Annotated in this window: 10 protein-coding genes; 2 read left to right on the top strand and 8 right to left on the bottom strand. The window is 59.8% G+C overall.

Annotated features, from left to right (window positions below; translation table 11 throughout):
- Positions 1-6: 6 nt before the first annotated feature.
- Positions 7-1,413 carry a hypothetical protein gene (locus PLJ71_08960; protein ID HQM48806.1) on the bottom strand — a complete coding sequence of 469 codons (1,407 nt, stop codon included), beginning with the start codon at positions 1,411-1,413 and terminating at the stop codon, positions 7-9.
- Between the two features lie 291 nt (positions 1,414-1,704).
- Between PLJ71_08960 and PLJ71_08955 the strand changes: the two genes are divergently transcribed.
- A complete protein-coding gene (locus PLJ71_08955) occupies positions 1,705-2,919 on the top strand; it encodes a M14 family zinc carboxypeptidase (GenBank protein HQM48805.1) in 1,215 nt (404 codons plus the stop codon).
- 228 nt (positions 2,920-3,147) lie between these two features.
- On the opposite strand, the gene PLJ71_08950 is transcribed toward PLJ71_08955, so the two are convergent.
- From PLJ71_08950 to PLJ71_08920, 7 genes are all read right to left on the bottom strand, one after another.
- Positions 3,148-3,312: a hypothetical protein gene (locus PLJ71_08950; GenBank protein ID HQM48804.1), complete on the bottom strand. Its 165-nt coding sequence runs from the start codon at positions 3,310-3,312 to the stop codon at positions 3,148-3,150.
- A gap of 43 nt (positions 3,313-3,355) precedes the next feature.
- Positions 3,356-4,729, bottom strand: coding sequence for a glycoside hydrolase family 32 protein (locus tag PLJ71_08945; GenBank protein ID HQM48803.1), 1,374 nt, complete (start codon positions 4,727-4,729; stop codon positions 3,356-3,358).
- Between the two features lie 184 nt (positions 4,730-4,913).
- On the bottom strand, positions 4,914-6,254 hold the full coding sequence (gene gdhA, locus PLJ71_08940; protein ID HQM48802.1) for an NADP-specific glutamate dehydrogenase: 1,341 nt from the start codon (positions 6,252-6,254) through the stop codon (positions 4,914-4,916).
- Positions 6,255-6,488: 234 nt separating this feature from the next.
- Positions 6,489-7,700 carry an ABC transporter permease gene (locus tag PLJ71_08935; protein HQM48801.1) on the bottom strand — a complete coding sequence of 404 codons (1,212 nt, stop codon included), beginning with the start codon at positions 7,698-7,700 and terminating at the stop codon, positions 6,489-6,491.
- A gap of 2 nt (positions 7,701-7,702) precedes the next feature.
- On the bottom strand, positions 7,703-8,395 hold the full coding sequence (locus PLJ71_08930) for an ABC transporter ATP-binding protein (protein ID HQM48800.1): 693 nt from the start codon (positions 8,393-8,395) through the stop codon (positions 7,703-7,705).
- Positions 8,396-8,403: 8 nt separating this feature from the next.
- Positions 8,404-9,759 carry an efflux RND transporter periplasmic adaptor subunit gene (locus tag PLJ71_08925; GenBank protein HQM48799.1) on the bottom strand — a complete coding sequence of 452 codons (1,356 nt, stop codon included), beginning with the start codon at positions 9,757-9,759 and terminating at the stop codon, positions 8,404-8,406.
- A complete protein-coding gene (locus tag PLJ71_08920) occupies positions 9,756-11,558 on the bottom strand; it encodes a TolC family protein (GenBank protein HQM48798.1) in 1,803 nt (600 codons plus the stop codon). Before PLJ71_08920 ends, PLJ71_08925 begins: the two co-directional genes overlap by 4 nt.
- Positions 11,559-11,868: 310 nt before the next feature.
- Here PLJ71_08920 and PLJ71_08915 point away from each other — a divergent pair, with 310 nt between their 5' ends.
- Complete coding sequence (locus PLJ71_08915; protein HQM48797.1) at positions 11,869-12,429, top strand: RNA polymerase sigma factor; 561 nt, start codon at positions 11,869-11,871, stop codon at positions 12,427-12,429.
- Position 12,430 lies beyond the last annotated feature (1 nt).

The following is a 12,430-nucleotide window of genomic DNA, read 5'->3' as shown; positions in this document are numbered from 1 at the left end:
CAAGCCTTACGCTCCTGCCACGATCTCCTGTTTCGGCAGGGTTCGTTTGATTTCGCCCACCCGATACCCGAATCCGGGACCCGACACCGTCGACAAGTCCAAGCATCCACCGCGGCGCCGGTACAATCCGGGATGCACGTGCTGCTCGGGAAGAGACGCCTCCGGATAGAACTGCATGCTGTTGGTCTCGACCCCCATGATCGTTCCCGCATGCGCTGCCAGAAGCACGTGAGAGACCTGCGCAAGCATGGGGTTCGTCAGGTCCTGCACCATCAAAGTCATGCCGTGGGCTTTGGCCCAGCACAGACTCAACAGCGCCCCCGTCTGGGTCTTGCACGTCTTGAGCGCCACGCCGGTCCACCCCAGACCCCGCCCCAGGCGCACCAGCCGCCAGTCGTGGGCGCTTTCGTCCATAAACAGCGGTTTTCGGGCCGACACGCTGTGCACGTCGATGCGGTTCTCCTCCAGGTCGTACGGAAACGGCTGTTCGACGTACAGGATCTTCCCGTAGATGCGAGGATATTCCCGCATCAGCCGGTCCAGGATGCCGTTCACGTAGTCCGGGTCGGTTACCGTGCAATTGAAGTCGGCCGTCAGCCAGTCCACGTCGTTCCGTACTGCAATTCCGCCGACTTTAACCAGCCGGTCGTAGTCCCAGGCCGCGTTGTTGCCGCGAAGTTTTACTTTCAGACAGTTCAGTCCATCCCGTTCGATCCAATCCGTCAGAAGCACCGGATACCCGTCGTCGGGTTCCTTGCCGGTCAATTCGCTTTCATCGAGGGGATCCACCCCCCCCACCAGGTGCCACGCGGGCAGCGTATCGGGCCGCGGCAGACTGAAGAAATCCGCCGGGTACTTATCTCTAAACGAGACTTCGCATCCTTCTGCCGGCGCCAGGAAATGGGAGAGGTCACGGTTCATATAGCCCCGGTTGTAGGTTTCATAAATGGGCGTCCGGTTTAGAATCCCGTAAGCATCATGCAGGGCGACATCAAAGGCCGAGCAGCACACCAGTGCCGCCAGCCACGGCATGGGGTCCCTGCCCTGCCGCCCGCTGTTCAACTCACCAAGGATTTCCCGCAACCGCGTCTCCAGGAACGCGTGCCCGATTTCCATGGGATGCCCCATCACCTCGAAACCCGCCCAAGCCGTTGTGAGCCGGCGGCACATTTCCTTAAGCGCATTCTCGCGCTCTTCGTAGGAGAGGCTGCTGGGCCAGACCCACGTGACGCTCAATGGCGTTTCGCCCCAGCCTTCCGCGCACTTTCCCTCCGCATTCTCGACGCGCACCCGAACCCGCGCACACGTGACATGGGTCAGGGTCTCTCTCCCGAACTTCAGCGGGACCCGCGTCTCCACGGGCAGAAAATACAGCGCAGCGCCCCTGCATCGAACATCGGTGCCCTTCGACATATCAGATACTCCCCATCAGCGATGGAACTTTCCTCTCTTGCGCCAATCCGGCCCCCATGCCCCGCCATTGTACCGGCACAACAAACGCCATGCCAATGAGCGCGCCACCCTCGCCTCTTTCCTCTCGTCCATTGACACTCGCCGGAGTCACTCCCCTGCACCCTCTGAATACCTTAAGCCGTTCCGGGTCTCCTTGACTGGCTTCGCCAAAACGCGTATAGGAAGGGACTCGAGGGCTCTTGCGGCCCATTTTCGCAGCCATACCGCAACATCTTACGGAAAGGTTTCAAGATGACACGCGTCATTTGCGCAGGCATCCTCGTAGCAGCCACGATGAAAGCGGGAGCGGCCCACGCGGCAACGCTTTCGGTCGAGGACTTCACGTTCGAGGGGCCCCTGGGCTCACAGGGAGCCACCATCGAACGGGTGGCGGAAAACCACTTCAAAGTCTCCCTTGGTGCCGCGCCCGGCCACCCTGACTGGAACAACCGCCCGCAGTTCACCATCCTGCGCAACGCAAAGGGCAATAATCTCCGTCTCGATGTCGTGTTCGACGGCGGGCCCGACTACTACTTCAATGAATATGCCTTTTCGTATTCGTACGACAACGAGACATGGCATCCCGTCCACTGGCAGAACGGCCCTAAGGTTGACAAGCAGCGCGACACACTCATCTTCCCCGTATTCGAACAGGACGTCGTGTATGTGGGCCACCAGGTGCCCATGTCGTACGAAAAACTCTCCGAACTCGTCGCAAACTGGGGGAAGAGCCCCTTCGTAAAAGTCCATATACTTGGCAAATCCATCGAGGGGCGCGATCTTTTCCGTCTGGAAATCACTGACCCCGCGAGCAGCGTGCCCCGCGAAAAACGCTGGGTACATTACTTCGCCAACCAGCATCCCGGAGAACATAACTCGCAGTGGCGCATGGCCGGTATGATCGACTGGATGCTCAGCGATGCCGCCGCGGCTTTCCGCCAGCGCACCATCTGCCATTTCGTGCCCATGATGAGCCCCGACGCCCCGTCAAAGGGGTGGTACCGCGTCAACGCCGAGGGATACGACATGAACCGCACCTACCGCCATACCGGCGCCGATAACGAGAAGCAGGCCCACGAGGCCTGCATCGTGCAGAGCGACCTCGAAGTCCTTATGGCTTCGAACACTCCCCCTGTCACGGCATGGAGCATTCACACCTGGGGCGGCAAGACCGATCCCCGTATCATCGCGGGACCCGAAATGACCGAAGACAAGCTCGGCTCCTGGACCAAGTTCCGTGACCTTCTTGACAAATATGACGCCAACGACGTCGTTCGCACCCTCGAGGAATGGCCGCTGAAGGAAGAAAACGCGAACCAATGGACCGAGGGCACGCACATGCAGTTCGGCATCACCACTATCCTCTGCGAAGGCGGCGGCGCCCTCTACACCAAGGAGGAAAACGTCGAGTCCGGCCAAGTACTCATGAAGGCCCTCGCGGACTACTACAGAGGCACGCGCGAGTAGCTTAGGCGCGGTTCGAGCCAGACCCTGCGGCAGCCCTGCCAGAAAGCCTTCGCGTGTAAGCGAGGGGCGCCAGTAGCGGAGGCTGTACCGGCGGCGCTGCGGCGCATCCGCATAGAAATCCAGCGTATCGGAAGGGGCATGAATAGTCTGCAAGCTCTTTCCGCGCGCGGCCTGTACCACGGGCCCCATTTTCTTCGCCAGGGCATCGACGCGCTCTGCCGCGCCGCCTCACCAGTGCATGTCCCACATATCGCAAATGAGGATGGCTGTCTGCGAGATGGGCAGTTCCTTTTCGACGATCGCCTCGGTCCATTCACCCGATTCCGCCAGCCGGGCGCGCACACGAAGCTTGAGGGTGCCTTCGGGCACATCCCGGCGGGGCGGAACAGGCAAGCCTGCCCGCGTGGAAGCAGCATCAGGACCGAATCGAGCCCATTCAGCTCACCGTCAGCGGCCACGCATCGAGCGTTTTCATCCGGCCCTCAGCTTCTTCCGCATACGCCCATACGCCCACACTGTTCTCACGTTCGGGGTAGGTGCGCGCCGTCACCCACGCGCGACCGCCCGAGAACGCCTCGACGACTGACCCGTCCACGAAGACTCGCAGGTCCACGGTTTCTCCCGGACACATTCCAAGCGGCGCCCGGTACAGGCCTGTGGCAACTTCGCCGCTCAGGCTCGAGCCGCGCGTGTCAATGCACAGCTCCTTTGCAGCACAATCGTAATAGACCAGCGTTCGCTCGGCCCGCTCGGGCGAGGCGCACACCACAAATCCCGCGCGGCCCCGCTCACGTGCCTCGATCCTGGCGTGCAACTCAAACTGGCGGCCGGTGACAACATCCAACGCAAGCTCGTCGCCGACTTTGAGCAACACCCCTTCCCGGTGCTCGCCGTTTTTGCGGAGCGGCTCCAGCTCGCGGGCAGGTTCCGCCAGCACCACGCCGTCAGAACCCAGGGTCAACACGCGCGGAAGCGATTGCACGCCCGACCAGCCCGCCGCTTCCTGGGCGGCGTCGCTGCGGCTTTCCCGCAGCCACGCGAACGCGATCCGCCGCCCTCCCGCATCCTGAAACGTTTGCGCCGCGTAATATGCCGGACCATGATCCAGCCGGCCGGCGTGCTCCACGGCGAGGCGCCCGTCCAAATACGCCCCAACGAAATAGAGCACCGTGCCCAGCGCCGAGACGAGCAGAACATGTTTGCCCCCCAGAGGAAAGAAACTCGGGCATTCCCACATTGCGCCGCTCTTGTCTTCTTTTCCGGTCAGCAGAGGATGCAGGTACTCCCACTCACGAAGGTCGGGCGACCGGTACAGAAGCGCAGCCCCGCCCTCCCGGGCGATCCCTGACCCGATGACGCAGCGCCAGCCGTCTTCCTCGCGCCATACGCACGGATCTCGAAATCCCGTGACATCCATGCCTTCAGGCGGATGCGCGATTACCGGGTTCCCGGCGAATTTCTCGAAGCTGCGCATGGCCGCGTCCCCGTTGGCAATGCACTGGACCTCGGGGGCGATGCCCGTATACATCAGGACCGGCTCGCCATTGTTGTCTACGGCGCAACCCGAGAAGACCCCCATCGCATCGCAACCTCCGGGAGTGGGCGCCAGGGCAAGCGGCAAGTGTTCCCAATGATACAGGTCCTTGCTGACCGCATGGCCCCAATGCATGTTGCCCCACAGTGCTCCGCCGGGATTGTGCTGGTAAAAGAGATGGTATTCACCCTGCCACTGGATAAGTCCGTTGGGATCGTTCATCCAGTGCTTCAACGGCTGGAAGTGATACCGTGTCCGGTGGGAATCTTCGCGCATGGGCATCTCCCGCTAAGCGGCGTTTCCAGGAACCCAGCCTACCACATTCAGCTAAGTTTCCGCTCAAACACGCCAGCGGGCCCGATGCGCAACAACGAAAAGCGCGGGCACGAGAACTCATGGTGCCCTCGTGCCCGTCAATGCATCTGACTCTGAGGCGGTTCGACCCGCCTTACGAAACATCCTATACAACACCTTGGTCGAGCATTGCATCCGCAACCTTGACGAACCCGGCGATGTTCGCGCCCACAACGTAGTTCCCCGCGAAGCCGTATTCCTCCGCGGCTTGGTAAGCCTGGTCGTGAACGGCATGCATGATCTCCTGCAGCCGCGCGTCAACTTCTTCTCGCGTCCAGCGCGTATGCTGAGAGTTTTGCGCCATCTCGAGTCCAGAAACCGCCACGCCGCCCGCATTTGCCGCCTTGCCCGGACCAAACAGGACGCCCTTCTCAAGAAAAACCTTGGTCCCTTCGAGGTTCGTGGGCATGTTTGCCCCCTCCGATACCACCTTGCAGCCGTTCTTGACCAAAGTCCTGGCATCGTTCCCATCGATCTCGTTCTGGGTCGCACTCGGGAACGCGCAATCGCATTTGATGTCCCAGGGCCGCACACCGTCGCGGTACTCCGCCCCGCGGAACTTGTCGGTATAGTCCTTGATGCGCCCGCGCCGGATATTCTTCAACTCCATCACGAACGCCAACTTCTCGGCCGAGATCCCAGCGGGGTCGTAAATGGTGCCATTCGAGTCACTTAACGATACTGGTTTCGCGCCGAGCTGATTGAGTTTCTCGACTGTATACTGGGCAACGTTGCCCGACCCCGACACCGTGCATGCCTTGCCGCTCAAGTCTTCGCCCGTCGTTGCGAGCATATTTTGCGCAAAATAGACCGCGCCGTATCCCGTGGCCTCCGGCCGAATGAGCGAGCCGCCCCAATTCAGGCCTTTCCCGGTCAGAACTCCCGTGAATTCGTTCCGGAGACGCTTGTACTGGCCGAAAAGGTACCCGATCTCGCGCCCGCCAACACCAATATCGCCCGCCGGCACATCGGTATCGGGGCCAATGTGGCGTTGCAGCTCCGTCATGAACGACTGGCAAAAACGCATCACCTCCTGGTCCGACTTGCCCTTGGGATCGAAGTCCGAGCCGCCTTTTCCGCCGCCCATCGGGAGCGTGGTCAGCGAATTCTTGAAGACTTGCTCGAATGCGAGGAATTTCAGAATGCCCAGATACACGGTGGGATGGAAGCGCAGACCGCCTTTGTACGGGCCAATGGCGCTGTTGAATTCAATGCGGAAACCACGGTGTATCTGCACGTTGTTCCGGTCATCCAGCCACGGCACACGAAACATAATCACCCGCTCCGGTTCCGTCAAGCGTTCCAGAATCCGGTTCTCCTGGTATTCCGGATGGCGGGTGAGCACCGGGTCAAGCGACTCGAGAACTTCCTGTACGGCCTGATGAAACTCAGGCTCTCCAGGATTGCGCTTCTTCACAAGTTCGAGAACATCGGTTACGTAAGACACGAGACCCTCCTCCTGAACGTGATTCTCCGTTACGATGATGCGACCTTGCAGACACCCGTCCGAGCGGCTCCGTAGCCCAGAATTCGGGGATAAGGCCCCGCGCAAGTCGCGGGATTCTAAGGTTGCCAAACGCACTTTTCAAGTTTTTTTTACCGCAGGTTGTTGGGGCGGCGGACCCCATCTTTCGCCATACGCCAGCCGCCCCGCACACACAATATCCCCAGGTGTTCCGTGTTACTCGTAGCTGAGCGCCTCAATCGGGTCCATCGCCGCGGCGCGGCGCGCGGGATAGAAGCCGAAAAAGATGCCCACGCTTACGGAAAACGTCAATGCCAACACAATACTGACCGTGCTGACGACGGTAGGGAACCCGCTTACGAGGGTGCCCACCTTTGCGCCGCTCACCCCAACAAAGATGCCGATGAATCCGCCCAAGGTGCTCATCACAATCGCCTCGAGCAGAAATTGGACAAGAATATCCCGGTCTTTCGCGCCGATAGCCTTGCGTATGCCAATCTCGCGCGTGCGTTCCGTAACCGTCACGAGCATGATGTTCATGATCCCGATACCGCCAACCACGAGCGAGATCGCCGCAACCGCACTGAGCAACAAGGTAAATATCCCCGTCACCGACTGGGCAGCCTCCACCATTTCGGCCATGTTGGCGACGTGAAAATCGTTGTCCTGGTCGTTGCGCAGTTTGTGACGCCGCCGCAACAGGTTCTCGACCTTGGTTTGTACGGCTTCCTGGTCCGAATCCTCGCCAATCTGCAAATCGATCTCGTTGATGTAATCTGTTCCAAGGATCCGGTTCATAGCCGTCGTATAGGGGATCAGAGCCTGGTCGTCAAAACTGAAGGGGCCTTGGGCGCCTTTCCGCTCGAGCACGCCGACCACCGTGAAGACCACACCGTTCAGGCGGACTTCCGTGTTCACGGGGTCGGCATCTTCGCCGTAGAGGTCGGTGGTGAGGTCGGCGCCAAGCACGGCAACCTTCGCACGCCGGTCGATTTCACTTTCGGTGAACATACGCCCGCCAGCCAGTTTGAAATTCCGGATGCCCGGATAGGTCGTGGCAACGCCCATGATGGAGGCTTGCTTGTTCTCTCCAAAATACTTGAACTGCACCGACCCGCGGGCCACCGGAGATGCGAGAACCACATCGGACACCTCGTCCATGATCGATTTGGCGTCGTCCAGAAGAAGCGTCTGAACCGGACCACTGCGCACACCGCCCATCCTGAATTGACCCGGCATTACCATGATCAGATTGGACCCCAGTGCGGTCACCTGAGAAAGCACTTGCTTCTGCGCGCCCCTGCCTACAGCAAGCATGGCTATCACCGCCCCTACGCCGATGATGATACCAAGCATAGACAGGATGGAGCGCAGCTTGTTTGCAAGCAGACTGCGCAGCGCGACTTTCAGCGTAGTTATGAACAACATTCTCAGTTCTCTGCCGCCGCGCCGGACGCTGCGTCGGCAATCCGGCCGTCGCGGAGGTGAATCTGTCGTTGACAATGAGCCGCAATACCCGCATCGTGCGTAACCATGATGACCGTGCGCCCTTCGGCATGCAGGGCATCAAAGAGCGCCATGATTTCCTGGCCCGTGCGCGTGTCCAAGTTGCCCGTCGGCTCGTCCGCAAGGAGAATCGCGGGGTCGGTGGCGATCGCGCGGGCAATAGCGACGCGTTGCCGTTGCCCGCCGGAAAGCTGGTTGGATTCGTGGTACACGCGATCACCCAGACCGACGGTCTCGAGTGCGTTTTGGGCCTTGGCACGCGCATCGCGCGCGCCACCGTACAATAAAGGAAGTTCCACGTTTTCGAGCGCGCTCATACGCGGCAGAAGGTTGAAGGTCTGGAACACAAAACCGATATAACGGTTGCGGATTTCGGCCAGCCGGTTGCCAGACAATCGAGCGACTGCCTCGCCCGCCAGCACATAATCCCCGGAATCCGCCTGTCCCAGGCAGCCCAAGATGTTCATCAGGGTGGATTTCCCACTGCCTGAGGGGCCTGTAATCGCCACCTTCTCCCCGCGTCTCATCGATAGTGTTACTCCGTCAAGAGCGCGCACGATGGTCTCACCCAGTGTAAAGGTCTTCACCAAGCCCGTTGTTTCGATTACGTTTTCCACGCGCCCTCCTACCGTCTGCCGCTCAAAGCCCGGCCAATGCCCATCATTGGAGGCGGACCGCCGGAATCCTGTTGGCGTTGCCATGACGTCCCGGCCGTGTCTGAGGCAATCAGGATTGCGTCCCCTTCTTTCAGGCCCGACGCAATCTCCACATGGCTGTCATTGCTCAACCCGATCTTTACGGTCACGGGAATCGGCGGAGCGCCCGGCGTCGGAGCGGGAGTCAAGACCGTCTTCTCCCCCCCGCGCCCCCGCACGGCTTCGGCGGGTACCAGCAAAGCGTCTTTACTCTCGGCAACCAGAATCTCGACATCGGCCGTCATTTCTGGAAGCAATTTGCTCTTGGCTTCGTCGAGAACCTCGATCTTGACGTCGAATGTGACGACGTTGGACACATTCTCGCCCTTGGTGGCTACGCGCACCACCTTGCCGTGAAGGCGCTCGTCCGGGAAGGAGTCCACCATGATAATCGCATCCTGGCCCGCTTCCACTTTGCCAATATCACTCTCATCCACCGATGCCGACACAAAGATCTGAGAGAGGTCGGAAAGCGTAAGCAGAGCCGTACCGCCGCTGACATTCATTGTGGGCGAGGCGATGATCTGCCCGATTTGAACCAGACGGTCGGAGATGACTCCCGAAATTGGCGCGTAAACCTGTGTTTCGCTCAGCCGCTGGCGCGCTTCCTCAAGCGCAATGGTGTATCTCTCCACATCCGCATCGGCCAGCCGGATGTCCTGGCGGGTTAACTCGAGGCGGGCTTCGTCGGTAGCGATCTTGTCCAGCCCGACGCGGGCCCGGCGCGTCTCGCTTTCAGCCTTTACCGCGGAGGCCTCGGCGCTCACAACTTCTTCGGGACTGGCATACTCCTTTTCAAGGAGCACAGCCATCCGCTTCGCCTTCTCGCGCAGGTCTTTCTCCGAAGCCTGGGCGGCCACGAGCGCCGCCTGCGATTCCTGCCGGGAGTTCTCGATGTCCATTTCCGCGACGGCAAGCGTCTGACGGGCTTGCGCCAGTTTTGCCTCGGCCGTCGCCAGCTGCACCTCGGCCTGCCTCACGTTGCGTTCCTCATCCACCGGATCCAGCTTGAGCAGCAGAGCGCCTTTTTCCACCCGGTCGCTGATGTCATAGGGCAATTCAACAATCGTGCCGTTCGCCTTGCATTTGATCTCGATATCGCGATTCGATTCGGCGAAGCCCGAACAGGAAACCTCTTCGCGGATCGGGCCTCGGGTCACGGCGGCCTGCGTATATTCGGGAACATCGCTTGCCGAGGCCGCCGCGGCGTTCGACCGCATCTTCATCGCGAACACGCCGCCGGCAATTGCCAACGCCAGCACCGCGACTATCAACCACTTTTTCATGACTCGTACTCCTCTTCAAGGTCCAGAGCGACCCCGCGGCGTGTCAACAAAGTGCCTTCCCGGGCATAGAGTGCCGTGACAGCCTGCAAATAGTGAACCCGCGCGGCGGCTTCGTCTACCTTGGCCTGAATGAAATCGCGGCGCACCTGCATTACGTTCAGGTTCGTGGAGCGGCCCAAGCGGAATTGCTCGGTTTCCACGGCGAGTTCTTCTTCCCGCATGGCCATTTCGTGTTGTGACGCGATAATCTGTTCGTGCTGCCGTTGGAGTTCCACCAGTGCCTTACGAATATCCGTTTCCACGGCCTGTTCGAGGTTACGCACGGCGGCAGCGGCCTGATCTTCCCGGTAAAGAGCGCTGCGGTGGCGCGCCTTTTCCCCGCGATTGCCGAGGGTCATGTCAAAGTTCAGTCCCACCGATACCTGGTCGAAAGTGTCCTCGTCCAGATAGTCGTTCCATGCACCCGGGCTTGTTCCCGTGCTGTAAGTGCCATAAGAGACAAAGGCATCCAGACGGGGAAGCAACCCGTTCTTCGTCTCGATCACGTCAAGGGAACCGTTTTCCATGTCGAGCCTCGCTTGAGCAAGGTCCGGCCTGAACTGCATAGCCAGGGCCAGCGAGGTTTCGAATGACCATTGGACTTCCTCGATTTCGGGAATCGGCAATGGGGTCAGGCGTATATCCGCGGGCGTCTGTCCGTCAGGATTCATGAGCTGCCACAATTCGATGGCGCTGTTATACAAGTCGGATTGCGCACTGATCAGGGCGGCTTTTTGCGCAGCGACTTCGGCCTCGGCGGAGATGCGATCGCTCTTGGGCAGCTTTCCGACATCGATGTAGGCCTTATTAAGGTCGAGCTGTTTCTCGGCAAGCTCAAGTGAAAACTGCTGGATCCGGAGCGTTTCCTGGGCCAATGCGAGGTTCCAATAGCCATTCTCGACGTTCTCGGCAAGGGTCAGAGCATAATCGCGAAACGCCGAATCTCCAATAGCGGCGTTGTTACGCGCCTTGCGTAATCCCACCAGGTTCACATCGGGTCCAAAACCGCGAAGCAGCGCCTGGGTGAGCGCGATGTTCCAGGTGCCCGTATAATCCTTCTCAGAGCCGATCAGCGCGGTGCGCTGGTAGTCTCCCGTAAGCGACAGTGTCGTGCCCGTGGGGAGCGGCTGTTCGAGTTGCACGGAAGAACCAAGCCCCTCCGTCGTCTGCACCTCCACGTCAGGCCCATAAATCATCTCCCGAATAGTCTCTGCCGTTTGCAGAAACTCTTTCAGGTCGGCCAGTTGCTGAATAATGGCATTGTCGCTCGAGTCAATTCCTGAACCGGCCCCGCTGAGGGTGCCGGTATCGGAAGCCAGGGACGGGCGGTCCTGGTCGCTGTATTCCCCTGACGCGGTAAGCGTAGGATCGAAAGCCGCGCGAGCCTCCGCGATCGCCTGCCGGATAATCTCGGGGGAGTACTCTCGCACCTCGAGCTCGCGATTCCGGCTGAAGGCTGTACGCAACGCGGCATCGAGCGTCAAGCAGGGCGCGTTCTGTGCGCCTTCGTCTTGAACCGGCTCAGTGGATGGGGCCGTTTCAGGAAGAACGGGTTCCCGCTCTTCCGTCTTTGGCACATTCGCGAGGGATTCGGGAATGACATCCGGGGGCCGCGTGTTTTCTGGAGTCCATTGAGGATTATAGGTGATACATCCACAGACAAACGCGAGAGAAAACAGCCCGGCGTTGATTGGCCGGGTCAAGAACCGGTCCACATGGATGGCTCTCTGCTGACCCGACCGTGCTGCTTCCTTGCACATTCTCTTCCTCCTGGCATGCCTCTTGACTAATTCTGCGAATGGGCTGGATGATTCTGGCGGCGGAATGACATCCTGCGGTACGCATATAGCAATAACGTTTCTTGTATAGTGAAGCTAAGCGTCCGGTTTGTTACGCTTCGGAGACAAGATGCGTGTAGTCCGTATCCGCTAGTGACGACAGCCGTTTTCTGTAACAACTTGGGCCGTGCCGCACACAATTCATAATGAGCGCAGTTTGCAATGGGTAACTTCCGAGTGTGCGTCCGGTTTCCAGTTCGGAGCCGCTAACTGCCCGAGGGGAGTTTCCCGCGTGCCGGAGCCTTCGATAGACACGGACCGCGACGATATCCGCGCTGCGCTTGACGGCAGCGAAGAGGCCTATATGCGCCTCGTCGAACGGCATCAGGCGGAGGTATTTCGATGGATGTGGCGGTTTTCACGAGACCGTCAGACAGTGGATGAACTGGTGCAAGACGTTTTTGTCGAGATGTTCGGAAGCCTGCCGGGGTACGCGGAACGCGGGCCGTTCGAGCATTGGTTGCATCGCATTGCAGCCCGAGTGGGTTACCGGCACTGGCAACAGCGCAAACGCGACCGGGAGCATTTGGAACCGTTGACGCCCAATCTCGAAGCTGTGTTGGAGAGCCCGCGGAATGCATCCCCTTCCGAGGCAGCGGAGTGTTTGTATCAATTGCTCGAACGTCTTCCGGCAAAGGACCGTCTTGCCCTCACGTTGCATTATTTCGAGGATCTGGATACCCTCGAAATAGCCAAACGGCTTGGATGGAGCCACACCTTGACGCGAGTACGCATGCACCGTGCTCGAACGCGGGTAAAGAAGGAACTTGACTCCCTCGGGGTGAAAAGGTGAC

The organism is Candidatus Hydrogenedentota bacterium (genome assembly GCA_035416745.1).
Taxonomy (GTDB): Bacteria; Hydrogenedentota; Hydrogenedentia; order Hydrogenedentales; family SLHB01; genus UBA2224.
This window is presented reverse-complemented; position numbering and strand designations above follow the sequence as displayed.